24 protein-coding genes, 4 tRNA genes and 2 pseudogenes are annotated in these 25,876 nt (G+C 69.9%); 7 read left to right on the forward strand and 23 right to left on the reverse strand.

Going from position 1 to position 25,876, the window contains the following annotated elements; translation table 11 throughout:
- Window positions 1–22 precede the first annotated feature (22 nt).
- The 9 genes from rpoB to ACWCWD_RS21835 all read right to left on the reverse strand — a co-directional run bounded on the left by rpoB (window position 23) and on the right by ACWCWD_RS21835 (window position 9,400).
- Window positions 23–3,508, reverse strand: a complete 3,486-nt coding sequence (gene rpoB, locus ACWCWD_RS21795; protein WP_450774654.1) for a DNA-directed RNA polymerase subunit beta — start codon at window positions 3,506–3,508, stop codon at window positions 23–25.
- A gap of 601 nt (window positions 3,509–4,109) precedes the next feature.
- A complete protein-coding gene (rplL, locus tag ACWCWD_RS21800) occupies window positions 4,110–4,493 on the reverse strand; it encodes a 50S ribosomal protein L7/L12 (RefSeq protein ID WP_450774656.1) in 384 nt (127 codons plus the stop codon).
- Between the two features lie 82 nt (window positions 4,494–4,575).
- Entirely contained in the window at window positions 4,576–5,133 is a 558-nt protein-coding gene (rplJ, locus tag ACWCWD_RS21805) for a 50S ribosomal protein L10 (protein ID WP_327176212.1), read from the reverse strand.
- Between the two features lie 341 nt (window positions 5,134–5,474).
- Window positions 5,475–6,386 carry a hypothetical protein gene (locus tag ACWCWD_RS21810; protein ID WP_450774658.1) on the reverse strand — a complete coding sequence of 304 codons (912 nt, stop codon included), beginning with the start codon at window positions 6,384–6,386 and terminating at the stop codon, window positions 5,475–5,477.
- A gap of 175 nt (window positions 6,387–6,561) precedes the next feature.
- Window positions 6,562–7,284, reverse strand: a complete 723-nt coding sequence (gene rplA, locus ACWCWD_RS21815) for a 50S ribosomal protein L1 (protein WP_390959982.1) — start codon at window positions 7,282–7,284, stop codon at window positions 6,562–6,564.
- 82 nt (window positions 7,285–7,366) lie between these two features.
- Window positions 7,367–7,801, reverse strand: coding sequence for a 50S ribosomal protein L11 (rplK, locus tag ACWCWD_RS21820; protein WP_073740413.1), 435 nt, complete (start codon window positions 7,799–7,801; stop codon window positions 7,367–7,369).
- A 177-nt stretch (window positions 7,802–7,978) separates the two neighbouring features.
- The gene (nusG, locus tag ACWCWD_RS21825; RefSeq protein ID WP_450774661.1) at window positions 7,979–8,863 is read right to left on the reverse strand and encodes a transcription termination/antitermination protein NusG; all 885 of its coding nucleotides are present in this window, start codon (window positions 8,861–8,863) and stop codon (window positions 7,979–7,981) included.
- Between the two features lie 73 nt (window positions 8,864–8,936).
- Window positions 8,937–9,221, reverse strand: a complete 285-nt coding sequence (gene secE, locus ACWCWD_RS21830) for a preprotein translocase subunit SecE (protein ID WP_327176216.1) — start codon at window positions 9,219–9,221, stop codon at window positions 8,937–8,939.
- Between the two features lie 106 nt (window positions 9,222–9,327).
- Window positions 9,328–9,400: transfer RNA gene (locus tag ACWCWD_RS21835), tRNA-Trp, on the reverse strand.
- Between the two features lie 300 nt (window positions 9,401–9,700).
- Between ACWCWD_RS21835 and ACWCWD_RS21840 the strand changes: the two genes are divergently transcribed.
- Together ACWCWD_RS21840 and ACWCWD_RS21845 are read left to right on the forward strand one after the other, a co-directional pair.
- The gene (locus tag ACWCWD_RS21840) at window positions 9,701–10,927 is read left to right on the forward strand and encodes a pyridoxal phosphate-dependent aminotransferase (RefSeq protein WP_450774664.1); all 1,227 of its coding nucleotides are present in this window, start codon (window positions 9,701–9,703) and stop codon (window positions 10,925–10,927) included.
- A gap of 136 nt (window positions 10,928–11,063) precedes the next feature.
- On the forward strand, window positions 11,064–12,086 hold the full coding sequence (locus ACWCWD_RS21845; RefSeq protein ID WP_450774666.1) for an adenosine deaminase: 1,023 nt from the start codon (window positions 11,064–11,066) through the stop codon (window positions 12,084–12,086).
- 18 nt (window positions 12,087–12,104) lie between these two features.
- On the opposite strand, the gene ACWCWD_RS21850 is transcribed toward ACWCWD_RS21845, so the two are convergent.
- The 8 genes and pseudogenes from ACWCWD_RS21850 to ACWCWD_RS21885 all read right to left on the reverse strand — a co-directional run bounded on the left by ACWCWD_RS21850 (window position 12,105) and on the right by ACWCWD_RS21885 (window position 17,029).
- Window positions 12,105–13,160 carry a UDP-N-acetylmuramate dehydrogenase gene (locus ACWCWD_RS21850; protein WP_450774667.1) on the reverse strand — a complete coding sequence of 352 codons (1,056 nt, stop codon included), beginning with the start codon at window positions 13,158–13,160 and terminating at the stop codon, window positions 12,105–12,107.
- A 95-nt stretch (window positions 13,161–13,255) separates the two neighbouring features.
- On the reverse strand, window positions 13,256–14,695 hold the full coding sequence (locus tag ACWCWD_RS21855; protein ID WP_450774669.1) for a DHA2 family efflux MFS transporter permease subunit: 1,440 nt from the start codon (window positions 14,693–14,695) through the stop codon (window positions 13,256–13,258).
- A 222-nt stretch (window positions 14,696–14,917) separates the two neighbouring features.
- A pseudogene (locus ACWCWD_RS21860) lies at window positions 14,918–15,451 on the reverse strand (TetR/AcrR family transcriptional regulator); the annotation flags it as partial.
- 128 nt (window positions 15,452–15,579) lie between these two features.
- Window positions 15,580–16,008, reverse strand: coding sequence for a MaoC family dehydratase (locus tag ACWCWD_RS21865; protein ID WP_450774671.1), 429 nt, complete (start codon window positions 16,006–16,008; stop codon window positions 15,580–15,582).
- Complete coding sequence (locus ACWCWD_RS21870) at window positions 16,008–16,460, reverse strand: FAS1-like dehydratase domain-containing protein (protein ID WP_450774673.1); 453 nt, start codon at window positions 16,458–16,460, stop codon at window positions 16,008–16,010. Before ACWCWD_RS21870 ends, ACWCWD_RS21865 begins: the two co-directional genes overlap by 1 nt.
- Before the next feature lie 123 nt (window positions 16,461–16,583).
- Window positions 16,584–16,748 (reverse strand): 50S ribosomal protein L33, encoded by a 165-nt coding sequence (gene rpmG, locus ACWCWD_RS21875; RefSeq protein ID WP_003956487.1) that lies wholly within the window; start codon window positions 16,746–16,748, stop codon window positions 16,584–16,586.
- Window positions 16,749–16,837: 89 nt separating this feature from the next.
- Window positions 16,838–16,910, reverse strand: a tRNA-Met gene (locus tag ACWCWD_RS21880).
- Between the two features lie 46 nt (window positions 16,911–16,956).
- Window positions 16,957–17,029: transfer RNA gene (locus ACWCWD_RS21885), tRNA-Thr, on the reverse strand.
- A gap of 341 nt (window positions 17,030–17,370) precedes the next feature.
- On the opposite strand from ACWCWD_RS21885, the gene ACWCWD_RS21890 reads away from it, so the two are divergent.
- Complete coding sequence (locus tag ACWCWD_RS21890) at window positions 17,371–18,672, forward strand: amidohydrolase family protein (protein WP_450774675.1); 1,302 nt, start codon at window positions 17,371–17,373, stop codon at window positions 18,670–18,672.
- A gap of 56 nt (window positions 18,673–18,728) precedes the next feature.
- The gene (locus ACWCWD_RS21895) at window positions 18,729–19,385 is read left to right on the forward strand and encodes an SDR family oxidoreductase (RefSeq protein ID WP_450774677.1); all 657 of its coding nucleotides are present in this window, start codon (window positions 18,729–18,731) and stop codon (window positions 19,383–19,385) included.
- Between the two features lie 175 nt (window positions 19,386–19,560).
- On the opposite strand, the gene ACWCWD_RS21900 is transcribed toward ACWCWD_RS21895, so the two are convergent.
- Window positions 19,561–19,642 (reverse strand) — tRNA-Tyr (locus ACWCWD_RS21900).
- Between the two features lie 185 nt (window positions 19,643–19,827).
- On the opposite strand from ACWCWD_RS21900, the gene ACWCWD_RS21905 reads away from it, so the two are divergent.
- From ACWCWD_RS21905 to ACWCWD_RS21915, 3 genes and pseudogenes are all read left to right on the forward strand, one after another.
- The gene (locus tag ACWCWD_RS21905) at window positions 19,828–20,316 is read left to right on the forward strand and encodes a YajQ family cyclic di-GMP-binding protein (RefSeq protein ID WP_275493775.1); all 489 of its coding nucleotides are present in this window, start codon (window positions 19,828–19,830) and stop codon (window positions 20,314–20,316) included.
- 225 nt (window positions 20,317–20,541) lie between these two features.
- Window positions 20,542–21,024, forward strand: a pseudogene (locus ACWCWD_RS21910) (methylated-DNA--[protein]-cysteine S-methyltransferase); the annotation flags it as partial.
- 98 nt (window positions 21,025–21,122) lie between these two features.
- Window positions 21,123–21,788, forward strand: a complete 666-nt coding sequence (locus ACWCWD_RS21915) for an alpha-ketoglutarate-dependent dioxygenase AlkB family protein (protein ID WP_450774679.1) — start codon at window positions 21,123–21,125, stop codon at window positions 21,786–21,788.
- Between the two features lie 21 nt (window positions 21,789–21,809).
- Here the strand turns inward: ACWCWD_RS21915 and ACWCWD_RS21920 are convergent, their stop codons facing one another.
- The 5 genes from ACWCWD_RS21920 to ACWCWD_RS21940 all read right to left on the reverse strand — a co-directional run bounded on the left by ACWCWD_RS21920 (window position 21,810) and on the right by ACWCWD_RS21940 (window position 25,863).
- A complete protein-coding gene (locus tag ACWCWD_RS21920; RefSeq protein ID WP_327176228.1) occupies window positions 21,810–22,082 on the reverse strand; it encodes a GlsB/YeaQ/YmgE family stress response membrane protein in 273 nt (90 codons plus the stop codon).
- Between the two features lie 90 nt (window positions 22,083–22,172).
- Entirely contained in the window at window positions 22,173–22,565 is a 393-nt protein-coding gene (locus tag ACWCWD_RS21925) for a YccF domain-containing protein (RefSeq protein ID WP_328721247.1), read from the reverse strand.
- Window positions 22,562–23,425, reverse strand: coding sequence for a zinc metalloprotease HtpX (gene htpX / locus ACWCWD_RS21930; protein WP_450774682.1), 864 nt, complete (start codon window positions 23,423–23,425; stop codon window positions 22,562–22,564). The genes ACWCWD_RS21925 and htpX overlap by 4 nt, the downstream gene beginning before the upstream one ends.
- Before the next feature lie 225 nt (window positions 23,426–23,650).
- Window positions 23,651–24,148, reverse strand: coding sequence for a large conductance mechanosensitive channel protein MscL (locus tag ACWCWD_RS21935; protein ID WP_450774684.1), 498 nt, complete (start codon window positions 24,146–24,148; stop codon window positions 23,651–23,653).
- Window positions 24,149–24,309: 161 nt separating this feature from the next.
- A complete protein-coding gene (locus ACWCWD_RS21940; RefSeq protein WP_450774827.1) occupies window positions 24,310–25,863 on the reverse strand; it encodes an NADH-quinone oxidoreductase subunit N in 1,554 nt (517 codons plus the stop codon).
- Window positions 25,864–25,876 lie beyond the last annotated feature (13 nt).

Below are 25,876 nucleotides of genomic sequence, written 5' to 3' on the forward strand. Positions count from 1 at the left end.
ATGGATCCGGCCGGCCTACCCGTCAGACCTCTTCGACGCTGCTCGGCTCGCGCCGGGACAGGTCGATACCGAGTTCCTCCGCCGCGCGGAAGACGTCCTCGTCCGTGTCGCGCATCTCGATGGACATGCCGTCCGAGGACAGCACCTCCACGTTGAGGCAGAGCGACTGCATTTCCTTGATGAGCACCTTGAAGGACTCAGGGATGCCCGGCTCAGGGATGTTCTCGCCCTTGACGATGGCCTCGTAGACCTTCACGCGGCCGGTCACGTCGTCGGACTTGATCGTCAGCAGCTCCTGGAGGGCGTACGCGGCGCCGTAAGCCTCAAGGGCCCACACCTCCATCTCTCCGAAGCGCTGACCACCGAACTGAGCCTTACCACCGAGCGGCTGCTGGGTGATCATGGAGTACGGGCCGGTCGAACGAGCGTGGAGCTTGTCGTCGACCAGGTGGTGCAGCTTGAGGATGTACATGTACCCGACCGAGACCGGGTCCGGGAACGGCTCACCGGAGCGGCCGTCGAACAGGTTGGCCTTTCCGGAGGGCTGAACCAGGCGGGCGCCGTCGCGGTTCGGGATCGTGGCGTTGAACAGGCCGCTGATCTCGTCCTCGCGCGCACCGTCGAAGACGGGCGTGGCGACGTTGGTGCCGGGCGCGACCTGGTCGGCGCCGATGGCCTGGAGCCGCTGGGCCCACTCGTCACCGAGGCCGGAGACGTCCCAGCCGCGGCTGGCGAGCCAGCCGAGGTGGATCTCCAGGACCTGTCCCGGGTTCATTCGGGACGGGACACCCAGCGGGTTGAGGATGATGTCGACCGGGGTGCCGTCCTCGAGGAACGGCATGTCCTCGATCGGCAGGATCTTCGAGATGACGCCCTTGTTGCCGTGACGGCCGGCGAGCTTGTCACCATCGGTGATCTTGCGCTTCTGCGCGACGTAGACGCGGACCAGCTGGTTCACGCCCGGCGGCAGCTCGTCGCCCTCTTCGCGGTCGAAGACGCGGACGCCGATGACCTTGCCGATCTCACCGTGCGGCACCTTCAGCGAGGTGTCGCGCACCTCGCGCGCCTTCTCACCGAAGATCGCGCGGAGCAGGCGCTCCTCGGGGGTCAGCTCGGTCTCGCCCTTGGGCGTGACCTTGCCGACGAGGATGTCGCCGGCGACGACCTCGGCACCGATACGGATGATGCCGCGCTCGTCGAGGTCGGCGAGGACCTCCTCGGAGACGTTCGGGATGTCCCGGGTGATCTCCTCCGGGCCGAGCTTGGTGTCACGGGCGTCGACCTCGTGCTCCTCGATGTGGATCGAGGAGAGGACGTCGTCCTGCACGAGGCGCTGCGACAGGATGATCGCGTCCTCGTAGTTGTGACCCTCCCACGGCATGAACGCCACGAGCAGGTTCTTGCCCAGGGCCATCTCACCGTTCTCGGTGGCCGGTCCGTCGGCGAGCACCTGGTCGGCGATGACCCGGTCGCCCTCGGAGACGACGACCTTCTGGTTGACCGAGGTGCCCTGGTTGGAGCGCATGAACTTGGCGATGCGGTACGTGGTGTACGTGCCGTCGTCGTTCGTGACGGTGATGTAGTCCGCGGAGACCTCCTGGACCACACCGTCCTTCTCGGCCTTCAGTACGTCACCGGCGTCGGTGGCGCAGCGGTACTCCATGCCGGTGCCGACGAGGGGCGCCTCGCTCTTGATGAGCGGGACGGCCTGACGCATCATGTTCGCGCCCATGAGGGCACGGTTGGCGTCGTCGTGCTCCAGGAAGGGGATCATCGCGGTGGCGACGGACACCATCTGGCGCGGCGAGACGTCCATGTAGTCGACCTCGGCCGGCGGCACGTAGTCGACCTCACCGCCGCGGCGGCGGACCAGGACGCGGGGCTCGGTGAAGCGCAGCTCGTCGGAGAGGGTCGCGTTCGCCTGGGCGATGACGTAGCGGTCCTCCTCGTCGGCCGTGATGTAGTCGACCTCGTCGGTGACCTGGCCGTCGGTGACCTTGCGGTACGGCGTCTCGATGAAGCCGAACGCGTTGACGCGGCCGTACGAGGCGAGCGAACCGATCAGACCGATGTTCGGGCCTTCGGGGGTCTCGATCGGGCACATGCGTCCGTAGTGGGACGGGTGCACGTCTCGGACCTCGAAGCCGGCCCGCTCACGGGAGAGACCACCCGGGCCAAGAGCCGACAGACGGCGCTTGTGGGTGAGACCCGACAGCGGGTTGTTCTGGTCCATGAACTGCGACAGCTGGCTGGTGCCGAAGAACTCCTTGATGGAGGCGACGACCGGCCGGATGTTGATCAGGGTCTGCGGCGTGATCGCCTCGACGTCCTGGGTCGTCATGCGCTCGCGCACGACGCGCTCCATACGGGCGAGACCCGTACGGACCTGGTTCTGGATCAGCTCGCCGACGTTGCGCAGGCGGCGGTTGCCGAAGTGGTCGATGTCGTCGGTCTCGACGACGATCGAACGTCCGGACTCGCCGACCGTCTCGGTCTCACCGGCGTGCAGCTTGACCAGGTACTTGATGGTCGCGATGACGTCGTCGGTGGTGAGCACGCCGGCGTCCAGCGGCTCGTCCGCGCCGAGCTTCTTGTTCACCTTGTAGCGGCCGACCTTCGCGAGGTCGTAGCGCTTCGGGTTGAAGTAGAGGTTCTCGAGCAGCGTCTGAGCGGCCTCACGGGTCGGCGGCTCGCCCGGGCGCAGCTTGCGGTAGATGTCGAGCAGTGCGTCGTCCTGGCCCTGGGTGTGGTCCTTCTCCAGGGTGGCGCGCATCGACTCGTACTCGCCGAACTCCTCCAGGATCTGCTCGGTCGTCCAGCCGAGAGCCTTCAGGAGGACGGTGACCGACTGCTTGCGCTTGCGGTCGATGCGGACACCGACCATGTCGCGCTTGTCGATCTCCATCTCCAGCCAGGCACCCCGGGAGGGGATGATCTTGGCGGAGTAGATGTCCTTGTCGGACGTCTTGTCGATCGAGGAATCGAAGTAGACGCCGGGGGAACGGACGAGCTGCGACACCACGACACGCTCGGTGCCGTTGATGACGAAGGTGCCCTTGTTGGTCATGAGCGGGAAGTCGCCCATGAAGACCGTCTGGGACTTGATCTCGCCGGTCTCGTTGTTGGTGAACTCGGCGGTGACGAAGAGCGGGGCGGCGAACGTGAAGTCGCGCTCCTTGCACTCGTCGATCGAGTTCTTCGGGGGCTCGAATCGGTGGTCGCGGAACGTAAGCGACATCGACCCGGAGAAGTCCTCGATCGGGGAGATCTCCTCGAAGATTTCCTCCAGGCCGGACTTGGTGGGGACGTCTTGTCCACTGTCCAGAGCAGCCTCGACGCGAGCCTTCCAGGCGGCGTTGCCGAGGAGCCAGTCAAAGCTCTCGGTCTGCAGCGCGAGGAGGTTCGGAACCTCGAGGGGCTCCTTGATCTTTGCAAAGGAGATGCGCAGCGGGGCGGTGCTGGCACCGTTGTTCGTATTCGCGGTCGAGGCGTTGCGCGAGGCGGCCAAGAGGGGGTCCTTCCGAGGGCTCGGACTCACTACGCGCGTACCGGTCCCATGCCGACACGAGGACGGAAATCCCAGTTCAGGGAGGTTCTGTCATCGATGCTCAAGCGTGGGCATGCCCCTGGTGACGGGCAGGAGGCAGCTAACAGGCAGCGCAAAGGGACAGTGTAGCCAAGCGGCACACTGATGTCCAGTCGGGGTTCTCAGAGACCCGCGTCGCTGTCAACAGCTGTTCTCAACACCTTTTCAGCCCTCGCGCGGCGACTGCCGCGCGCTTCTTTACTTCCCGCTTCGCTCTCGATCCATGCCTCGGATACGGACCGAGATGAAGACGCGTCCTGAGAATTGCGCGCCGCGTGCGGTTCGTCAAGGCCCCCCGGCCCGCACGCACCTCCTGTGGCCGCGTCTGCGGCTCGGAGGCCCTCTCCGACGCCCTCAGGAGGCGTACGGCGATGATCACCCTACTACCCACCGACGGAAGAGCAAGGCAGCCGCCTCGGGTACGCCGAAGGGCGACCACCCGGTCGGGTGATCGCCCTTCGCGTTCGCGACGGACCCCGCCTCACGGCAGGGGCGTCACAGGTGAGTCAGAAGACTCGTGAAGTCACTTGACCTCGACGGACGCGCCGGCGCCCTTGAGGGACTCGGCGGCCTTCTCAGCGGCCTCCTTGGCGACCTTCTCGAGGACCGGCTTCGGAGCGCCGTCGACGAGGTCCTTGGCCTCCTTCAGGCCGAGGGAGGTCAGCTCACGCACGACCTTGATGACCTGGATCTTCTTCTCGCCGGCACCCGTGAGGATGACGTCGAACTCGTCCTGCTCCTCGACGGCCTCAGCGGCGACACCGGCGCCACCGGCGGCGGCAACGGCGACCGGGGCGGCGGCCGTGACGTCGAACTTCTCCTCGAACGCCTTGACGAACTCGGCCAGCTCGATGAGGGTCAGGGTCTCGAACTGCTCGAGCAGCTCTTCCTGGGACAGCTTCGCCATGATGGCGTCCTTCCACTAAGTCGGCAGGTGCCGGATGTATATGTCGGCGGGCGTACGAAGGGCCCGCTGGACCGCTGAGTGGTTACTCGGCAGCCTCGGCGGGCGCCGGCGTACCGGCACCGCCCTGCTCTTCCTTCTTGGCACGAAGAGCTTCCGCGGTGCGGACGAACTTCGAGGGGAGCGCCTGGAAGAGCGCCGCAGCCTGAGACTGCTTGCCCTTCAGTGCACCTGCCAGCTTGGCGAGCAGAACCTCGCGGGACTCGAGGTCCGCGAGCTTCTTGATCTCATCGGCGGACAGCGCCTTACCGTCAAGGACACCGCCCTTGATGATGAGGTTCGGGTTGTCCTTGGCGAAGTCACGAAGACCCTTCGCCGACTCCACCGGGTCACCGGTGACGAAGGCAACCGCCGTCGGGCCTGCGAACAGGTCGTCCAGCGTGTCGATCCCGGCCTCGTTGGCCGCGATCTTGGTCAGCGTGTTCTTCACCACGGCGTACTGGGCGTTCTCACCGAGCGAACGGCGCAGCTGCTTGAGCTGGGCCACGGTGAGACCCCGGTACTCGGTCAGCACGGCGGCGTTCGAGCTGCGGAACTGGTCCGCGAGCTCGGCTACCGCGGCAGCCTTGTCGGGCCTTGCCATGAGCGTCGGCCTCCTTCCGGGTGATGAGGACCGCTCAGAAGGGGCCGGGAAAGACGAAACGCCCCAGCACAAGTGCCAGGGCGCGGCTCGACCGGAACGAGTCCGGGAGCAGTTCCACAGTCACCTGCGCAGGTCGTCCGTCTGTACGGAACCTTCGGTCGATGCTCCTTCTTGCGAAAGCACACCGACGACCAGCGGTCTTTGGCTTCTCAAGGAGCGTACGCGACCGGGACCGTGCGGGGCAAATCCGTCCGGAATCCGCGGGGTGCGGGAGGTTTGGACCCGCACCCCATGGGCCATGGAGACGTGTCGGAGCCGAGGCTGCGACGGGGGGATAGACGTCAGGAGGCGGTGGTCGCGGCCTGGCCGGCGATCTCCTTGAAGTCCACCGTGTCGCCCGCGTCGGGCATCACGACGCTCACCGCGGCGCCGTAGTCGCTGTAGAACGACGTGGTCTTCATCGCCCCGGTGGCGGTGTCGGCGCTCGTCGACGCCTTGATCGGCAGATCGTTCTTGTCGATCCAGAGATCGACGGTCTCGGTGGTGATCCCCGACTTGTCCAGCTGCTCCTTGAGCTCCTTGAGCTGCTCGGCGTCGAGGTTGGTGCTCGTCCCGGACAGTGCGGCCACGTCGACCACACCGGAGTAGTGCGTGGTCGCGACGCCCCGGACGTTCTCCTCGCCGACCTTCTTGACGGCGCCGGACGCCAGGAGGGGCTCCACGCCCTTCTCGGGCGTGGAGCCCTGCATCTGGTCCTTGAGCACCTCGCCGGAGGCGCCGGCGACCGCGGCGAGGTCCTCGTAGCCGTACCGGATCCAGTGCTTGCCGCCGATGGCCTGCGCGAAGGCGTCGCCCATGTTCGCGTAGTAGGCGTCCTTGAGGTACACCGTCCGCATGGTTCCGTCGGAGCCCATCTTCTTCATGGTCTCCGCCATCGTGCCGCCGGTGTACTTGATGGTGATGTCACCGGTGATGCCGTCGGACCAGTCCATGGACCCGGTCGACGTCATCGACATGGTCGTCCCCACCTCGATGGTGCTTTCGACCTTGGCGGAGTGGGCGCTCCCGCTCTTCTGCTGCACCTTCTTCAGCGCGGCGATCGGCGACACCACGGCCGCCGCGGCCGGGCTCTTGTCGCCGTTCTTGCCGCCGGAGCCGCTCGCCTCGTCGGACCCCCCGCACGCCGCCACCGACGTCAGTGCCGCCATCGTCACGACCGACACGCACACGCGCCGCAGTGTCCTGCTCGTCATCGTTGAACCCCACCCCTCGTACGTACTGTCGACCCACCCTTGCACAGGGGGCTGACAGCAACCGGAGCGGTCCGATCCGTCCGGCCCGTCTCCGGATACGAAGACGGGCCCCGCAACCAAAAGGTTGCAGGGCCCATCTACACGCGTGACGCGGCTACCTGGTGAGCACGGGGGCTCAGACGGCGGCCGGGTCCTCCTCGACGAGGAGGTTGCGGGTGCGGTTCGAGTCCAGCGGGATGCCGGGGCCCATCGTGGTGGCCAGTGCGGCCTTCTTGATGTAGCGGCCCTTGGCGGCCGACGGCTTCAGACGGAGGATCTCCTCCAGCGCGGCGGCGTAGTTCTCCACCAGCTTCGTCTCGTCGAAGGAGACCTTGCCGATGATGAAGTGCAGGTTCGAGTGCTTGTCGACGCGGAACTCGATCTTGCCGCCCTTGATGTCGTTGACAGCCTTGACGACATCGGGGGTGACGGTGCCGGTCTTCGGGTTCGGCATCAGACCACGCGGACCGAGCACGCGGCCGAGGCGGCCGACCTTGCCCATGAGGTCCGGGGTGGCGACGACGGCGTCGAAGTCCAGGCGGCCCTTCGCGACCTCGTCGATGAGCTCGTCGGAGCCGACGATGTCGGCGCCCGCGGCTTCCGCGGCCGCAGCACGGTCACCGGTCGCGAAGACCAGGACCCGGGCGGTCTTGCCGGTGCCGTGCGGGAGGTTCACGGTGCCACGGACCATCTGGTCGGCCTTGCGAGGGTCAACGCCCAGGCGGAAGGCGACCTCGACGGTGCCGTCGAACTTGGTGGTCGCGGTCTCCTTGGCGAGACGGACGGCCTCGAGCGGGGCGTAGACGCGCTCCCGGTCGATCTTCGCGTCCGCAGCGCGGAGGTTCTTGCTGCGCTTCACTGCTGCTCCTGTGTGTTCAGAGTGTGGAGTCGTGGTGCGGACCAGCGCCTGGTCCTACCACTTGAGGCCTGGAAGGCTGGACTCAGCCTTCGACCGTGATGCCCATGGAACGGGCGGTGCCAGCGATGATCTTCGACGCGGCGTCGAGGTCGTTGGCGTTCAGGTCGGGGAGCTTGGTCGTGGCGATCTCGCGGACCTGGGCAGCCGTCAGCTTGGCGACCTTGGTCTTGTGCGGCTCGCCGGAGCCCTTGTCCACACCAGCGGCCTTGAGGATCAGCTTGGCGGCCGGCGGAGTCTTGGTGATGAAGGTGAAGGAACGGTCGTCGTAGACCGTGATCTCCACCGGCACGACCATGCCACGCTGCGACTCGGTCGCGGCGTTGTAGGCCTTGCAGAACTCCATGATGTTGACGCCGTGCTGACCCAGCGCGGGGCCGACCGGCGGGGCCGGGTTGGCGGCACCGGCGTTGATCTGGAGCTTGATAAGCCCCGTGATCTTCTTCTTCTTGGGAGGCATTGCTCTCTCCGGGTCCTAGTGAGAGTGTTTCGCCGCCATTCCGGTCATCCGGACGGAGGCATACCGCACAACGATAACGGGTATAGCTGCGCAACCAAAAACCGAGCAGGTCAGACCGGCTGCGAAGCCTGTCTGACCTGCTCGGTAGGCATGTGTCCAGAAAGGAGACGGAAACCGTCAGTTCTTCTGGATCTGGTCGAAGCTGAGCTCGACCGGGGTCTCGCGGCCGAAGATCTCGACGAGGCCCTTGACCTTCTTCGAGTCGGCGTTGATCTCGTTGATCGTCGCCTGCAGCGTCGCGAACGGGCCGTCGGTGACGGTGACCGAGTCGCCCACCTCGAAGTCGAGCACCTGGACCTCGACCCGACGGGCCGGAGCCGGCTTGCCCGCGGCCTCGGCGGCCTCGCGGGCGGCCTTCTCCTCGGCCTCGGGGGCGAGCATCTTGACGATCTCGTCCAGGGTCAGCGGGTACGGGTCGTAGGCGTTGCCCACGAAGCCGGTGACGCCGGGCGTGTTGCGGACGACGCCCCAGGACTCGTTCGTCAGGTCCATGCGCACCAGGACGTAGCCCGGGAGCTTGTTCTGGCGGACGTTCTTGCGCTCGCCGTTCTTGATCTGGACGATCTCTTCCTCGGGGACTTCCGCCTGGTAGACGAACTCCTCGACGTTGAGCGAGACGGCGCGCTGCTCCAGGTTGGCCTTCACGCGCTTCTCGTACCCGGCGTACGTGTGGATGACGTACCACTCGCCGGGCAGGGTGCGGAGTTCCTCGCGCAGGGCGGCGACGGGGTCGACGGGGGCGGCCGGCTCGGCGGCTTCCTCGGACTCCTCGTCGGCGTCGTCCTCGACGGGCTCGTCGTCGGACTCGGCGGCGAGCGCCTCGTCGTCGTCGGCCTCGTCGGTGTCGAGCTCGGCTTCAGCGCTCTCGTCAGCAGCTTCGACCTGGTCCGAGGACTCGGAGGACTCGGACTCCGAGGCCTCAACGATGTCGTGCTGGTCCTCGGCGGACTCGAAGGCGTCCGTCCCGGACTCGGCGGCGTCGTTCAGGTTCGGGTCAGACACGATGGCTGCTTCTTCCTGGATACAAATGGGTGGAACATGCGAAAGGGGCGCCGGTGAGGCGCCCTCCGCGGGATCAGCCGAAGACGTACTTGATGACCCGCTGGAATCCGAAGTCAATCACGGTAACAAGACCAATCATGACGACTACGAACACAATCACCACGGTGGTGTACGTGCTCAGCTGCTTGCGCGTGGGCCAGACGACCTTGCGCAGCTCGGCGATGATCTGACGGTAAAAGAGCGCGAGACGGCCGAACGGGCCTTTCTTGCCGCGCTTGCCGCCCTTCCGAGCCTTCTTCGACTCGGGCGCTTCATCCTCAGCATCAGGCATGTCGATGGAGCCCACGGCGTCCGTCACGCTACTCACCTGATTCCGGGTCGTGGCCGTGCCGCGCCCGGTGGAGCCGCACGGCTGTGCAATGAAGTACGTACATGCGCACACATCCTGGCGAAGGAGTGTGTAGCAGGGCCGGAGGGACTTGAACCCCCAACCGCTGGTTTTGGAGACCAGTGCTCTACCAATTGAGCTACGACCCTTTGTGGTTTCCCCAACCTACCGCATGTCCCCTGGTGACCAGGAAGTCATTCGGTGCGGCTGGTGAAGGCCAACGACAGGTGAGTGTACGTGTTCATGGGCTCCGCGTCGAACAGAAGTTGAGCGGGCCATCCGGACGAGGGTCGGCGGGGAGTGTCACGGGGCTTCCCCGTGGCTTTCCCCGGGCCTCGTTCCGGCCCTGGCCAGGGCCCGTACGAGGACCCGTACGAGGGCCTTCCGGGCGCTGTCCAGCCGCTGGAACTGCCGCGCCGAGGGGGGTTCCGTTCATGCACCATGGGGGCATGAGCGCTGCAACTTCTCCGTCCGAACGCCGGGTCTCGGTCCGCGTCGGCGCGATCTCCGAGTCCGCCACCCTCGCCGTCGACGCCAAGGCGAAGGCCCTCAAGGCCGCCGGCCGTCCGGTGATCGGGTTCGGTGCCGGTGAGCCCGACTTCCCGACGCCCGGCTACATCGTCGAGGCCGCGGTCGAGGCGTGCCGCAACCCGAAGTACCACCGCTACACCCCGGCGGGCGGGCTGCCGGAGCTCAAGGAGGCGATCGCGGCGAAGACGCTGCGCGACTCCGGCTACGAGGTCGACGCCTCGCAGGTCCTGGTGACCAACGGCGGCAAGCAGGCCATCTACGAGGCCTTCGCCGCGATCCTCGACCCGGGCGACGAGGTCATCGTCCCCGCGCCCTACTGGACCACCTACCCCGAGTCGATCCGGCTGGCCGGCGTTGTCCCGGTGGACGTGGTGGCCGACGAGACCACCGGGTACAAGGTCACGGTCGAGCAGCTGGAGGCCGCCCGCACGGAGCGGACGAAGGTCGTGCTGTTCGTCTCGCCGTCCAACCCGACCGGCGCCGTCTACACCGAGGCCGAGGCCGAGGCGATCGGCCGCTGGGCCGTCGAGCACGGGCTCTGGGTGCTGACCGACGAGATCTACGAGCACCTCGTCTACGGCGACGCGAAGTTCACCTCGCTGCCGGCCCTGCTGCCGGAGCTGCGGGACAAGTGCATCGTGGTCAACGGTGTCGCCAAGACGTACGCGATGACCGGCTGGCGGGTGGGGTGGATCGTCGGCCCGAAGGACATCGTGAAGGCCGCTACCAACCTCCAGTCGCACGCCACCTCGAACGTCTCCAACGTCGCCCAGGTCGCCGCGCTGGCCGCCGTCTCCGGACCGCTGGACGCGGTCGCCGAGATGCGGACCGCCTTCGACCGCCGGCGGAGGACGATCGTGCGGATGCTCAACGAGATCGACGGGGTCCTCTGCCCCGAGCCCGAGGGCGCGTTCTACGCGTACCCCTCGGTGAAGGGCCTGCTCGGCAAGGAGATCCGCGGCCGGCGCCCGGCGAGCTCGGCCGAGCTGGCGGCGCTCGTCCTGGACGAGGCCGAGGTCGCCGTCGTTCCCGGTGAGGCCTTCGGCACGCCGGGTTACCTCCGGCTCTCCTACGCGCTGGGCGACGACGACCTGGTCGAGGGCGTCTCGCGGATCCAGAAGCTGCTGGCGGAGGCGCGCGACTGACCCCGTACCGAACACGGGAGGGTGCCCCCGGTCCGCGGACTTCATGTCCCGGGCCGGGGGCGCTTTTTTGTTCGCCCCCCTCCTCGAAAGGGGAAGCGGCTTCCGCTCCGGGGCGCGGGTGCGGCAGGATCTTCCAATGGAGCGTGATGTACGTCTGTTGCCCAAGGCCCACCTGCACCTGCACTTCACGGGGTCGATGCGGCCGACCACCCTGCTCGAACTCGCCGACAAGTACGGCGTACGCCTGCCCGAGGCCCTCACCGGCGGTGAACCTCCCGAACTGCGGGCGACCGACGAGCGGGGCTGGTTCCGCTTCCAGCGGCTCTACGACATCGCCCGGTCCTGCCTGCGGGAGCCGGAGGACATCCAGCGCCTGGTGCGGGAGACCGCGCGGGAGGACGTCGCGGACGGTTCCGGCTGGCTGGAGATCCAGGTCGACCCCACCTCGTACGCACCGCTGCTCGGCGGGCTGATCCCGGCGATCGAGATCATCCTGGACGCCGTGGACAGCGCCTCCCGGGAGACCGGGCTGGGGATGCGGGTGGTGATCGCGGCGAACCGGATGAAGCACCCGCTGGACGCCCGCACGCTGGCCCGGCTGGCGGTGCGGTACGCGGACCGGGGGGTCGTCGGGTTCGGGCTCTCCAACGACGAGCGCCGGGGCATGGCCCGGGACTTCGACCGCGCCTTCGCCATCGCCCGCGAGGGCGGGCTGATCGCGGCCCCGCACGGCGGCGAGCTGGCCGGTCCTTCCAGCGTCCGGGACTGCCTGGACGACCTGGACGCGTACCGGATCGGGCACGGGGTGCGGGCCGCCGAGGACCCGCGGCTGATGCGCAGGCTGGCGGAGCGCGGGATCACCTGCGAGGTCTGCCCGGCGTCCAACGTGGCGCTGGGGGTCTACGAGAAGCCCGGCGACGTGCCGCTGCGGGCCCTGTTCGACGCGGGGGTGCCGATGGCGCTCGGCGCGGACGACCCGCTGCTCTTCGGCGCCCGGCTGGCGGACCAGTACGACCTGGTGCGCAAGCACCACGCCTTCACCGACGAGGAGCTCGCGGAACTCGCCCGGCAGTCGGTGCGCGGCTCGGTGGCGCCCGAGGACGTGCGGCGGAAGCTGCTGGACGGGATCGAGGAGTGGCTGGCCCCGCAGGCCGCCTGAGCGGCCCGCGCGGCTGCCTCAGAGGCTGACGCCGACCGTCACCGGTTCGTTGACGAGGGTCACGCCGAACGCCTCGCGCACCCCGGCAACGACCTCGCGGGCGAGGGCGAGGAGGTCCTCGGTGGTGGCCTCGCCCCGGTTGGTGAGGGCGAGGGTGTGCTTGGTGGAGATGCGGGCGGGCCCGGTGCCGTACCCCTTGGTGAAACCGGCCTTGTCGATCAGCCAGGCGGCCGAGGTCTTGGTCCGCCCGTCGCCCGCCGGGTAGGCGGGCGGGGCGGTGTCCGGGCCGAGGCGCTCGGCGGCGCGGGCGAGGAGCTCCGCGTACTCCCGCTCGTCGAGCTCCGGGTTGGTGAAGAAGGAGCCGGCGGACCAGGTGTCGTGGTCCTCGGGGTCCAGCACCATGCCCTTGCCCGCGCGCAGGGCGAGGACGGTCTCGCGGGCGGCGGCGGCCGGGACCCGGTCGCCGGGTTCGACACCGAGGGTGCGGGCCATCTCCGCGTACTTGACGGGCGCCGACAGCCCTTCCGCGTCCTCCAGCTCGAAGCGGACGCGCAGGACGACGTACCGGTCGGGGTGGTGCTTGAAGGTGCTGTGCCGGTAGGAGAAGCCGCACGCGGCGTTGGAGAGGGTGACCGTCTCCCCGGAGCGGCGGTCGTAGGCGACGACCTCGCTGATGGTGGCGGCGACCTCCTGGCCGTACGCCCCCACGTTCTGGATCGGCGTGGCACCGGCGGATCCGGGGATTCCGGCGAGGCACTCGATGCCCGCGAGCCCGGCTTCGACGGTACGGGCGACGGCGTCGGTCCAGACCTCGCCCGCCGCGAGTTCGAGGCGGGTGCCGGTGAGCTCGAAGCCGGTGGTGGCGATGCGCAGGGCGGTGCCGTCGAAGCCCTTGTCGCCGATGACGAGGTTGGAGCCGCCGCCGACGATCAGCAGCGGGGTGCCCGCGTCGTCGGCCTCGCGGACGGCCGCGATCACCTCGGCGTCGGTCGTCGCGGTGACGAGCCGGGTGGCCGGGCCGCCGAGCCGGAAGGTCGTCAGGGGGGCGAGGGGGGCGTCGTGGAGTACCTGCACGGGACCAAGAGTACGGGCCCCGGTCCCGCCGGCCCCGTCGCTCGGGTGGGGTCGGCGGGACCGGGGCCCGTACGACGGGGCGGGCGGGGCGGCCGTCAGGCCGGGACGCGGACGCCCGGGGCCGCGGGCTCGGGCTCCGGCGCCGGCGAGCCGCCCCGGCGGCCGGGCACCAGCAGGGCGACCAGCGCGGCGAGCGCCACCACACCGGCCCCGATCCAGACCGCGGGCACGGTCCCGTCGGTGAACTGCTGCGGGGAGCCGTAGCCGCCCCGGGCGGAGAAGACGGAGGCCAGTACGGCGACCCCGAGGGCGCCGCCGACCTCGCGCAGCGCGTTGTTGGCGCCGGAGGCGATGCCCTGCTCGCCGGGCCGGACGCTGGACATGACGAGTCCGGAGGCGGGCGCGAAGTACATCGCCATGCCGACGCCGCCGATGATCAGGCCGGGCAGCTGGGCGGTGTAGGCGACGTCGGGGCTGAGGACCCGGGCGAAGAGCGCGAGGCCCACGGCCTGGAGCACGAGTCCGGTGACGACGACGGGGCGGCCGCCGAACCGGTCGCTGAGGTAGCCGGCGACGGGCGCGACCAGGATCGGCATGCCGGTCCAGGGCAGCATCCGCAGTCCGGCCTCGGTGGGCGAGTAGCCGAGGGCGCTCTGCAGGAACTGGCTGAGCAGGAAGATCGAGCCGAACATCCCGAGGAACATCAGCAGGCTCGCGATGTTGATGCCGAAGAAGGCCCGGCTGCGGAAGAGCCGCATGGGGAGCATCGGGCGCTTCGCCCGGAAGCCGTGGACGACGAAGGCGGCCAGGAGCACGCTGCCGGCGATCAGACCGGTGAGGACGGGCGCGCTGGTCCAGCCCTCGGAGTTGGCGCTGACGAGGGCGTACACGATCCCGAAGAGGCCGCCGCTGACCAGCAGGGTGCCCGGGACGTCGAGCCGGGCGTCGGGGGCGTACGACTCCGTCAGCCGCAGCCGGGCCAGCGGCAGCAGGACGAGGCCCACGGGCACGTTCAGCCAGAAGATCCACTGCCAGGAGATGTGCTCGGTGATGCTGCCGCCGATCAGCGGGCCGCTCGCCACGGCGAGGCCGGTGACCGCGCTGTAGATGCCGAGCACCGCGCCCCGGCGGGCGGCCGGGACGGCCGCCGTGAGGAGCGTGAGGGTGAGCGGCATCATGATCGCGGCGCCGACGCCCTGGACCGCCCGGAAGGCGATGAGTTCACCGATGCCGGGCGAAAGGGCCGCCGCGGCGGAGGCGCCGGTGAAGACGGAGAGCCCGACGAGGAAGAGCCGGCGGCGGCCGAACCGGTCGCCCAGGGCCGCGCCCGTCATCAGGAGGACCGCGAAGGTGAGCGTGTAGGCGTTCACCGTCCATTCGAGCTCCTTCAGCCCGCCGCCGAGGCTCACGCGGATGGACGGCAGGGCCGTGGTCACGACGAGGTTGTCGAGCGCCGCCATGAAACTGGCGAGGCTGGTGACGACGAGAGCCCAGAGGGCTCCCCCGCGCAGAGCTGTGGGCGTGGGCTGGTTCATGGTTCCCCCGATGACGAGTGATTAGTTATTGATGACTAACTTTTGCGGGCAGAGAGCGGGGCGAGCTCCGGACGAGGTGTCCGCCGGGGCCCGGTCGCGCTGTTCTCAGCCGGGGACCGGCCCGGAGCCGGCCCCCTCGGTGTCGCCGGTGTCGCCGGTGTCGCCGGTGTCGCCGGTCGCGCCGGTCTTGTCGGTGTCGCTGCTCTCGCCGGTCTCGCCGGACATCGGGCGGGCGGTGTCCCAGAAGGACGACCAGACCCGGTGGCCGGCCGGGAAGCCGAGCGAGGTGAGGGTGTTGATGAGCATGCCGTGGGCGAAGTAGTTCTTGGTCTCCTCGTCGTCGGCACCGAGAGCGAGGTGGACCTCGTCCCACATGCGCGCCCAGCAGGCCCGCACCGAGACGCCGAACTCGTGGTCCCCGGACGCCTCGGCCGCCGCGACCGCCGCATACGTCTGCATCTGCATGAGCAGCTTGTCGGGATCCTCGGCGATCAGCCGCCCGTACGCCGCCGCCATGCACTGGGCGGCGTCTTCGGCCTCGCCCGCCTCCAGGAGGATGCCCATGGTGTCCGTCAGGCAGCGTTCGGCGGCGGCGAGGAACATCGCCTGCTTGCTGGGGAACAGGCGGAAGAGATACGGCTGCGAGACGCCGACGGCCCGCGCGATCGTCTCGGTGGAAGTCCCGTCGTACCCGCCGCGTGCGAACGCGGTGATCGCCGCATGGATGACGCTCTCGCGCCGCTCGTCCGCACTCATTCTCACCATGGACGTAAGTTATTGCTCAATCACTAACCACGTCAAGGGGTGTACCGGAACACGCGGAAGGGGCACCCGCCGAAGCGGGTGCCCCTTGCCGTACACCTGTGGGCGACCGTACGGAGTACTCAGGCGAGGCGGACCACGGCGCGGGACATGCCCAGCACCTTCTGGCCGTCGCACACGGCGACCAGGTCGACCCGGACCTGGTTGTCGTCCAGCTTGGCGGCGACCTTGCCGCTGACCTCGATCAGCGCGCCCTTGTCGTCGTTCGGCACGACGACTGGCTTGGTGAAGCGCACGCCGTACTCGACGACCGCGCCCGGGTCGCCGGCCCAGTCCGTGACCACCCGGACCGCCTCGGCCATGGTGAACATGCCGTGCGCGATGACGTCCGGCAGTCCGACCTCGACCGCGAACCTCTCGTTCCAGTGGATCGGGTTGAAGTCGCCGGACGCACCCGCGTACCGCACCAGCGAGGCCCGGGTGACCGGGAAGGAGCGGGACGGCAGCTCCGTACCGACCTCGACCGACTCGTAAGCGACCTTCGCCGTCATCACGCCTCCTCGGCGGCTCGCGCCACCAGCTTCGTCCAGGCCGTCACGACGTGTGCGCCGGACTCGTCGTGGACCTCGCCGCGGATGTCCAGGATGTCGTTCCCGGCCATCGACTTGATCCGCTCGATCGTCGAGGTGACCGTCAGCCGGTCCCCCGCCCGCACCGGGCGCGCGTAGGCGAACTTCTGGTCGCCGTGCACGACCCGGCTGTAGTCGAGCCCCAGCTGCGGGTCCTCGATCACCTGCCCGGCGGCCTTGAACGTGATGGAGAAGACGAAGGTGGGCGGCGCGATCACGTCCGGGTGACCGAGCGCACGGGCCGCCTCCGCGTCGACGTACGCCGGATGGGTGTCGCCCACCGCCTCGGCGAACTCGCGGATCTTCTCCCGGCCGACCTCGTACGCCGGGGTGGGCGGATAGGTCCGCCCCACGAAGGACTGGTCGAGCGCCATGAGCTCGCTACCTCCTGATGAAGTGAAAAAAAGGGGTCGAGGGAAGCCGAAGGACCATCCCACGACCCCATACAACGACACGAGGCCGCCCCCAGTGGGGACGGCCTCGTGTACGAGCCTGTTTCAGCGCGTTTCGCGGTGCGCAGTGTGCGAGTTGCAGCGCGGGCAGTGCTTCTTCATCTCAAGACGGTCCGGGTTGTTACGCCGGTTCTTCTTGGTGATGTAGTTCCGCTCCTTGCACTCCACGCAGGCCAGCGTGATCTTCGGGCGGACGTCGGTGGCAGCCACGTGAGTGCTCCTAAGACGGACGGATGGACGGATGAACGCATAAAAGAGTAGCCGATCGAAGGACCGACCCCACAATCGGCTACCGTTTGTAGCGGTGACCGGACTTGAACCGGTGACACAGCGATTATGAGCCGCTTGCTCTACCGACTGAGCTACACCGCTTTGATGAAAAGGTCCCCCTGCCGAAGCAGGGTTTCCCGATCACCAGAGCCCCAATGCGGAATCGAACCGCAGACCTTCTCCTTACCATGGAGACGCTCTACCGACTGAGCTATTGGGGCGAGCGAGGAAGACATTACACGGTTCTCCGCCGATCCCCCAAATCCGTTTCCGCGGCCCCCCTCGCGGGCCCTCCCCAAGGCGGCCCCGAGGCCCCGCCAGGCCTCTGATCAGGGGCTGAACCCCGGGGCGCGGAACCCCAGCAGCCCCACGGAACCCCTCCGTCCGGGGCGCCCCGCACCGCCTCGCCGGTATGACTATTTCGCTCCTCCCTGGGACAGGTCGGACTCCGCCCTAGGCTCAGGCCGGTTCGATCTTGAAAACGGCCGTTCCGGCGGCGTTCCGGCACCGTTCCGGCGGCCGTCGGGGCGTGGCGGGACCACCACCCCTCCCAGGAGCGCCAATGCCCGACAGCCGGCCGGGGCGACCCGGCCACGACCCGGTGGACGGCCCCGGCGCGGCCCCCGAGCCGCTCCTGCTGTGCGGCGCACGGCTCGCCGACGGCCGCCCGGTGGACGTACGGGTGGCGGGGCCGCGGATCGAGGCCGTCGGGGACCCCGGCAGCCTCGGCACCCGGGGCGCGCGGGTCGACCTGCGCGGCTACCTGCTGCTCCCCGCCCCCGCCGAACCCCACGCCCACGGCGACACCGCCCTCACCGCCTCCGACTGCGGCGCCGACCCGCGCGGCCCCCAGGACCTGCGCCGGCGCGCGACCGAGGCCGCCCTGCTCCAGCTGGGCCACGGCGCGACCGCGCTGCGCACCCACGTGCGGGTGGGCGGCACGCAGGGCCTCGGGCCGCTGGAGGCCGTCCTGCAGGCCCGGTACGCGCTGCGCGGGCTGACCGACCTCACGCCCGTGGCGGTCCCCAGGCGCCTCACCGGAGCCTCCGGCGGGGACGGTACGGCTCTGCTCAGGGACGCCGTGGCGATGGGCGCGGGCGTGATCGGCGGGCGCCCGGACCTCGACCCCGACCCGGACGGGCACGCGGAGCGGGCCCTCACCGTCGCCGCCGAGCACGGGCTCCCGGTGGACCTGCACACGGACGCCTCCGACCCCGCCCGGCTGGCCCGGTTCGCCGCGATGGCGGCCGACCTGCGAGCGGGTCCGGGACCGGAGGCGGGGGGTGGATCCTCGCCGCAGGGGCCGAGGGTGACCATCGGCCCCTGCGGCGGCCTCTCGCGGCTGCCGCCCGAGCTCGTGGCTCAGGCGGCCCGTCAACTCGCGGCGGCGGGAGTGGCGGTGGTCTGTCTGCCCCAGGGCTGCTGCTCCGGCGCGAAGCGCCGACTCACCGCCCCCGTACGCCTGTTGCGCGCGGCCGGGGTCATCGTGGCGGCGGGCAGCGGGGCGTTGCGCGACACGGTCAACCCGGTCGGGCGCGGGGACCCGCTGGAGGCGGCGTACCTGCTGGCCTCGCAGCACGGACTGCCCGTCAGAACCGCGTACGACGCCGTCGCGAACACCGCCCGGCAGGCGATGGGGCTGCCCGAAGTGCGGGTGGAGGCGGGCGCCCCGGCCGAACTCCTCGCCGTGCGCGGCGACGGCCTCGCGGGCGTGCTCTCGCTCGCGTACAGCCGGATCGTGGTGCACCGGGGGCGGATCGTCGCCCGGACGAGCGCGGTGCGCGAGTACTGCGATCCGGAGCTGCCGGAGCCGTACGGGCTGCCGCGCCAGGGCCGGCCGGGCCCCGGTCCGGGCCCTGGTTGACCAAGAGCCGGGCGCGCTCCCGGCGGGCGGGCCCGGTCCGGCGTACGGTCGTGACCATGCGCATTGTCATCGCAGGTGGACATGGTCAGATCGCACTGCGGCTGGAGCGTCTGCTCGCCGCGCGCGGGGACGAGGCGGTCGGCATCGTCCGCGATCCGGGTCAGCGCGGGGACTTGGAGGCGGTGGGCGCCCGAGCGGCCGTGCTGGACCTCGAATCGGCCTCCGTGGACGAGGTGGCCGAGGTGCTCGGGGGCGCCGACGCCGTGGTCTTCGCGGCGGGCGCGGGCCCCAACAGCGGTGCCGCGCGCAAGGACACGGTGGACCGGGACGCGGCGGTGCTCTTCGCCGACGCGGCCGAACGCGCGGGCGTCCGGCGCTACGTCATGGTCTCGGCCATGGGGGCGGACGCCTCGCACCCGGGCGACGAGGTCTTCGACGTGTACCTGCGGGCGAAGGGCGCGGCGGACGACGCCGTACGGGCACGCTCCGGCCTCGACTGGACGATCCTCCGCCCCGGCCTGCTCACCGACGACGCCGGCACCGGCCTGGTCCTGCTCTCCCCGTCCACCGGCCGGGGCCCGGTCCCCCGCGACGACGTGGCGGCGGCCCTCGCGGAGCTGCTGGACACCCCGAGCACGGCGGGCCTGACCCTGGAGCTGATCTCCGGCAACGTGCCGGTGGCGGTCGCGGTCAGGAACGTCTCGGGGAACTGAGCGGCGGGGGCCTGCGGCGGGCGTACGGAATACCCGCCGCAGGTCCACGCGCCGCCGTCCGGGCGTGAAAGCCGGACACGCAGAAGGCCGGACATGAAGAAGGCCGGACATGGAGAAGGCCGGACATGAAGGAAGCCCCCGCCCACATTGCTGTGGACGGGGGCTTCCCGTTCGGTGGCGGCGCCAGGGTTCGAACCTGGGTAGGCTGAGCCGGCAGATTTACAGTCTGCTCCCTTTGGCCACTCGGGCACACCGCCTCGAACATCACTTCGGAGCCCCGCTGGGGAACTCCTTGGCGACGACGTAAACGATACCCGATGCTCAGGGGTGCTCCGCCACTCGATTGATCAGCGTCCGGACGCGGGGCCAGCCTTTAGGCTTCCTCCTGCATCGCATTGCATCCCACGCTTACGCACGATCACGACGCAAGGAGCCACACGTCATGGCCGACTCCAGTTTCGACATCGTCTCGAAGGTCGAGCGGCAGGAGGTCGACAACGCCCTCAACCAGGCCGCCAAGGAGATCTCCCAGCGCTACGACTTCAAGGGCACCGGCGCGTCGATCGCCTGGTCCGGCGAGAAGATCCTGATGGAGGCGAACGGCGAGGAGCGCGTCAAGGCGATCCTCGACATCTTCGAGACCAAGCTGATCAAGCGCGGGATCTCGCTGAAGTCGCTGGACGCGGGCGAGCCGCAGCTCTCCGGCAAGGAGTACAAGATCTTCGCCACCATCGAGGAAGGCATCTCCCAGGAGAACGCCAAGAAGGTCGCCAAGGTCATCCGCGACGAGGGCCCCAAGGGCGTCAAGGCGCAGGTCCAGGGCGACGAGCTGCGGGTCAGCTCGAAGAGCCGCGACGACCTCCAGGCCGTCCAGGCGCTGCTCAAGGGCAAGGACTTCGACTTCGCCCTGCAGTACGTCAACTACCGGTGACGGACGGGCTGTTGCCCGTACTCCCGCGCAGATCCTGAGGTTCCCCACGGCGGTGTCGTTCTCGGCACCGCCGTGAGCCGTGTCCGGACGCGGGGTGCGCGCGCCGGATGCCTGATGTCGGATTTCCGCCAGCCGGACGGTGCGCCGGTGACGCAGACTCGTAGGTACGGGGCCACCACCGGGACCACTTCGGGCCCGGGTGGCGCGCGAGAGGGATGACGGTCGATGGGCACGGTGTACACGAGGTTCGACAGCCCGCTGGGCGAACTGCTGCTGGTCGGCGACGAGGCGTCCGGGGGCCTGCTCTCCGTGTCCGTACCGGAGCAGAAGGGCGGGGCGGTCGTCCTGGCGGGGTGGCGGGAGGCGCCGGAGGCCTTCGCGGAGGTCCGGGCACAGCTCTCGGCGTACTTCGCGGGGCGGCTGACGCGTTTCGAGCTGCCGTACGCGCCGGGGGCGGGTACGGAGTTCCAGCGCCGGGTCTGGGGGGCGCTGGAGGAGATCCCGTACGGCAGGACGGTGTCGTACGGCTGGGTGGCGGCGCGGGTCGGCGTCGCGGGGGCCGGGGTACGGGCCGTGGGCACCGCGATCGGGCGCAATCCGCTGCTGGTGGTGCGGCCGTGCCACCGGGTGATCGGCGCGGACGGTTCGCTGCGCGGGTACGCGGGCGGGCCGGAGCGCAAGGAGCGGCTGCTGACGTTCGAGGGCGCCTGGGCCGACGGCCGGGCGACGGAGGACGCGGCGGACGCGGCGGTGCGGGGGACCGTGCGGAACACGGCCGGGCGGAACACGGCCGGGCGGGACTGACCGTGCCGGCGGGGCTGTTTCCGAGGGAGCGGCGGACCGTCGCTCCCGGTGCGGTGCACGTGCCGGGGTGGCTGTCGGTGGAGCGGCAGCGGGAGCTGGTGACGGCCTGCCGGGCGTGGGCGCGGGGGCCGGTGCCGCTGCGGCACACGGAGCTGCCGGGCGGCGGGGTGATGTCGGTGCGCACGGTGTGCCTGGGCTGGCACTGGCTGCCGTACAGATACGTCCGTACGGCCGACGACGTGAACGGCGCCCGGGTCGCGGACTTCCCCGGGTGGCTGGCGGAGCTGGGCCGGGCGGCGGTGGCCGAGGCGTACGAGGACGAGGCCGCGGGGCGGGCGTACGCGCCGGACGCGGGGCTGGTGAACTTCTACGACGCCACGGCCCGGATGGGCATGCACCAGGACCGGGAGGAGCTTTCCGGGGCCCCGGTGGTGTCGCTCAGCATCGGCGACACCTGCGTCTTCCGGTTCGGGAACACGGAGGACCGGGGACGGCCCTGGACGGACGTGGAGCTGGAGTCCGGTGATCTCTTCGTGTTCGGCGGACCGTCGCGGTTCGCCTTCCACGGGGTGCCGAAGGTGTACCCGGGGACGGCCGGCCCGGATACGGGGATGCGGGCCGGCCGGCTCAATCTGACACTGCGGGAGACCGGTCTCGACGACCGGTGACCGGCGGGCGGGCGGCGCGGGTCAGCGGCGTTCGCGGGAGTTCCCGAAGAGCAGCCGGTAGACGATGAGCAGCACCAGGGAGCCCGCGATGGCGGCCACCCAGGTGGCGAGGTCGAAGAAGTCGTCGTTGATGGGACGGTCGAGGAACTTCGCGGAGAGCCAGCCCCCGACGAACGCTCCGGCGATCCCGATGAGGGTCGTGATGATGATGCCGCCGGGATCGCGTCCCGGCAGCAGGACCTTGGCTATGACTCCGGCGACAAGCCCGAGGATGATCCACGCGATGATGCCCATGTGACCCGCTTACCCCTTTCCTGGTTACGGAATCAGGGACGCGGGCGGGGACGGATCGGTTGCCCGGCGGGTCGTGCCGAGGGGCCGTCGCTACCGGGCGGCGAAGGGCTGGTCGGTGGGGACGACCTCCTTGCCGAACGGCATCAGCGACACCGGGATCAGCTTGAAGTTCGCGATGGCCAGCGGGATGCCGATGATGGTGACGAAGAGCGCGATGCCGGTGACGATGTGGCCGAGCGCCAGCCACCAGCCGGCGAGGACCAGCCAGAGGACGTTGCCGACGCAGGAGGCGCCGCCCGCGTCGCGACGGTCGACCACCATGTAGCCGAAGGGCCAGAGGGCGTAGAGGCCGATACGGAACGCGGCCACGCCGAAGGGGATGCCGATGATCGTGATGCAGAGGACGAGACCGGCGGCGAGGTAGCCGAGGCACATCCAGAACCCGCACAGGACCAGCCATATGACGTTCAGGATCGTCTTCACGGTCGATGACCTGCCATCTTCTCTAGTCGGGCGATGCGCTCCGCCATCGGCGGATGCGTGGAGAACATCTTGGACAGACCCTGGCCGGGCCGGAACGGGTTCGCGATCATCATGTGGCTCGCGGTCTCGATGCGCGGCTCGGGCGGCAGCGGGAGCCGCTTGGTGCCCGCGTCGAGCTTGGCCAGGGCGCTCGCCAGGGCGAGCGGGTCACCGGTGAGCTGGGCTCCGGAGGCGTCGGCCTCGTACTCGCGGGAGCGGCTCACTGCGAGCTGGATGACGGAGGCGGCGAGCGGGCCCAGGATCATCACGAGGAGCAGGCCGAAGATGCCGGGCCCCTCGTCGTCGCTGGAGCGGCCGACCGGGATCAGCCAGGCGAAGTTGACCAGGAACATCACGACGGAGGCGAGTGCTCCGGCGACGGAGGAGATCAGGATGTCGCGGTTGTAGACGTGGCTCAGCTCGTGGCCGAGGACCCCGCGCAGCTCGCGTTCGTCCAGGATCTGGAGGATGCCGTCGGTGCAGCAGACGGCGGCGTTGCGCGGGTTGCGTCCGGTGGCGAAGGCGTTGGGTGCCTGGGTGGGCGAGATGTAGAGCCGGGGCATCGGCTGGCGGGCGGCGGTGGAGAGCTCGCGCACGATGCGGTAGATCGTGGGGGCCTCGAACTCGCTGACGGGCCGCGCCCGCATCGCCCGCAGGGCCAGCTTGTCGCTGTTCCAGTACGCGTAGGCGTTGGTGGCGACCGCCACGAGGAGCGCGACGATCAGGCCCGTACGCCCGAAGAAGCTGCCGATGACGATGATCAGTGCGGACAGGCCGCCGAGGAGTACGGCGGTCTTGAGCCCGTTGTGCCGGCGGTGCACGGTACGCCCTCCAAGTGGTGCAGCAGGGGAACCCTTGCTCGATAGGGGTCCACTTATCAGTGGAACTTCCCGTTCTGGTCAACGCCAGGCGAAGTGAGCTAGTTCCCTTGTGCGCGGGCCCGGAGGGCGGGGCCCGCGCGGCTGCGGAAGACCCCAGGACCGTAAAAGGCCCTGGGTGAGCCGTACGGGTGGCCGCGGGGCCGTCCGGCAGGCTCTGTGAGGCCGTCAGCGCTGGGCGGGGAGCTTCTGGGCCCCCACGGGCTTCCCGGTGATCTGCTCGGCGAGCGCCACGGCGGCCGGGTCGGGCTCGACCTCACTGGTGCAGTGGCCGCAGCGCGAGGCGATGGCCGGGATGGCGGTGTAGCAGCGCGGGCAGTCGCGCAGGGCCGCCTTGATGTCGGCGGGCTCGTCGGCCTTCTTCGCGGTGAAGCGGTCCTGGACCTTCTGCATGGGGACGACGACGCAGAAGTAGAGCACGGCGGCGGTGATGACGAAGGCGATGGCCGCGGCGATGAAGAGGCCGTAGGGGAAGGTGACGCCCTCGACGTCGAACGACGCCTTGTTGAAGTCGCCGGTACCCCGGGTGATGACGCCGATGAGCGGCACGATGAAGGCGTTGCTGAATCCGGTGACGACGGCGGTGAAGGCCGCTCCCACGGCGAGGCCGATCGCCATGGAGATGACGTTGCCCCGCAGGATGAAGTCCTTGAATCCGTTCAGCACCGCGCTGTCTCCCTCGTTCCGCTCTTCGCGCTCTCCGCGCGCTCCGCACTCTCCGCGCCGGGTCTCGCCCGGTGCGTGATGCCTGCACGGAGACCCTGCCCTGTCCCGGCCCGCCGGGGCAAACCCGCGAGGTGAGGGCCGGGACGGGGGTCCGGGAAGCGTCAGAAAAGCGTTCCGCCGGCGAACCTCAGAACGATCTGCGGCGCCCCGGAGAGGACCAGCGCCGCGGCGGTGGTGAGGACGAGCGCGGCGACGAGGGGGGCCGGGGCGGCGACGGCCGTACGGCCCTCCGCGGCCACCGGGGCCGCGTCCGGGGCGGCCTCCGCCGGGCTCGGGGCGGCCTCCGTGCCCCGGAAGAGCAGCGCGGTCCACCGGAGGTAGTAGGCGAGGGCGATCACCACGTTGACGGCCATCACGACGGCGAGCCAGCCCAGGCCCGCGTCGACGGCTGACCGGAAGACGGTGACCTTGGCGAAGAGCCCGATGATGCCCGGCGGCAGGCCGGCCAGGCAGAGCAGGAAGAAGGCCAGCGCCAGGGCGGTCAGCGGGCTGCGGGCGTAGAGGTTCCGGTAGTCGGTGAGGCGGTTGCCGGGGCTCGTACGGGCGACGAGCGCGGCGACCGCGAAGGCGCCGAGATTCACGACGGCGTACATCAGGGCGTACGCGACGGTGGAGCCCGCCTGGAGACCACTGGTGTACGCGCCTGCGGCGACCGGCACCAGGAGGTAGCCGGCCTGGCCGACGGAGGACCAGGCGAGCAGGCGTACGGCGCTGCGGGAGCGGGCGGGGTCCTGGCGGAGGGCCGCGACGTTCCCGACGGTCATGGTGAGCGCGGCGAGGACGGCGAGGGCCGGTCCCCAGACGTCGGAGTAGGCCGGGAAGGCGAGCACGGTGACCAGGATCAGTCCCGAGAAGCCGACCGCCTTGCCGACGACGGAGAGGTACGCGGCGATCGGCAGCGGGGCGCCGACGTAGGTGTCGGGGACCCAGAAGTGGAAGGGCGCGGCGGCGGTCTTGAAGGCGAAGCCGACGAGGGTGAGCGCCACGCCGGTCGCCGCGAGGGTGGTGAACCGGGGGGGTACGTGGTCGAGGGCGTCGGCCAGCTCGGTGAGGTGGGTGGTGCCGGTGGCCGCGTACACGAAGCTGACGCCGAGGAGCATCACGGCGGTCGCGGTGACGGACGACAGGAAGAACTTGAGGGCCGCCTCGGAGGAGCGGCGGTCGCCGCGCTTGATGCCGACGAGGGCGAAGGCCGGGAGCGAGGCGACTTCCAGGGCGACGACAAGGGTGATCAGGTCGCGGGAGGCGGGCAGCAGCACCGCGCCGGAGGCCGAGGAGAGCAGCAGGAACCAGAACTCCCCGGCGGGCAGCTTCCGGGTGTCGTCGAGCGAGAGCAGCGCGGTGAGCAGCGCCCCGACGAGGACCAGGGCCTGGATCACGAGGGCGAAGCCGTCGGCGGTGTAGCTGCACGCCCGGCCCGCGCCGGGGGCGGTGGCGTCCACGCAGAAGGTGGAGCGGTGGTCGCCCAGCAGCGGGACCAGGAAGGCGAGGGCGACGACGAGCCCGGCGACGGTGGCGTACCCGAGGAGCGGTTTGTGGCGCTCGGCGAGGAAGAGGTCGGCGACGAGGACGGCGAGGGCCAGCACCGCGACGACGAGCGGAGGCGCGACGGCGAGCCAGTCGACGGACTGGACGAGTCCGGCGGCCGACTCCACCGGTGTGGCTCCG

The organism is Streptomyces sp. NPDC001493 (genome assembly GCF_053597235.1).

What these genes read in the sequence shown, in the direction of transcription:
- ACWCWD_RS21855 (WP_450774669.1), bottom strand. Translation starts at nt 14,695, where the DNA reads ATGAACCAGCCCACGCCCACAGCTCTGCGCGGGGGAGCCCTCTGGGCT.
- rplK (WP_073740413.1), bottom strand. Translation starts at nt 7,801, where the DNA reads ATGCCTCCCAAGAAGAAGAAGATCACGGGGCTTATCAAGCTCCAGATC.
- ACWCWD_RS21845 (WP_450774666.1), top strand. Translation starts at nt 11,064, where the DNA reads ATGGAGCGTGATGTACGTCTGTTGCCCAAGGCCCACCTGCACCTGCAC.
- ACWCWD_RS21810 (WP_450774658.1), bottom strand. Translation starts at nt 6,386, where the DNA reads ATGACGAGCAGGACACTGCGGCGCGTGTGCGTGTCGGTCGTGACGATG.
- ACWCWD_RS21890 (WP_450774675.1), top strand. Translation starts at nt 17,371, where the DNA reads ATGCCCGACAGCCGGCCGGGGCGACCCGGCCACGACCCGGTGGACGGC.
- ACWCWD_RS21865 (WP_450774671.1), bottom strand. Translation starts at nt 16,008, where the DNA reads ATGACGGCGAAGGTCGCTTACGAGTCGGTCGAGGTCGGTACGGAGCTG.
- ACWCWD_RS21870 (WP_450774673.1), bottom strand. Translation starts at nt 16,460, where the DNA reads ATGGCGCTCGACCAGTCCTTCGTGGGGCGGACCTATCCGCCCACCCCG.
- rplJ (WP_327176212.1), bottom strand. Translation starts at nt 5,133, where the DNA reads ATGGCAAGGCCCGACAAGGCTGCCGCGGTAGCCGAGCTCGCGGACCAG.
- ACWCWD_RS21840 (WP_450774664.1), top strand. Translation starts at nt 9,701, where the DNA reads ATGAGCGCTGCAACTTCTCCGTCCGAACGCCGGGTCTCGGTCCGCGTC.
- ACWCWD_RS21920 (WP_327176228.1), bottom strand. Translation starts at nt 22,082, where the DNA reads ATGGGCATCATCGCGTGGATCATCCTCGGGCTTGTCGCCGGAGTCATA.
- ACWCWD_RS21905 (WP_275493775.1), top strand. Translation starts at nt 19,828, where the DNA reads ATGGCCGACTCCAGTTTCGACATCGTCTCGAAGGTCGAGCGGCAGGAG.
- ACWCWD_RS21895 (WP_450774677.1), top strand. Translation starts at nt 18,729, where the DNA reads ATGCGCATTGTCATCGCAGGTGGACATGGTCAGATCGCACTGCGGCTG.
- rplL (WP_450774656.1), bottom strand. Translation starts at nt 4,493, where the DNA reads ATGGCGAAGCTGTCCCAGGAAGAGCTGCTCGAGCAGTTCGAGACCCTG.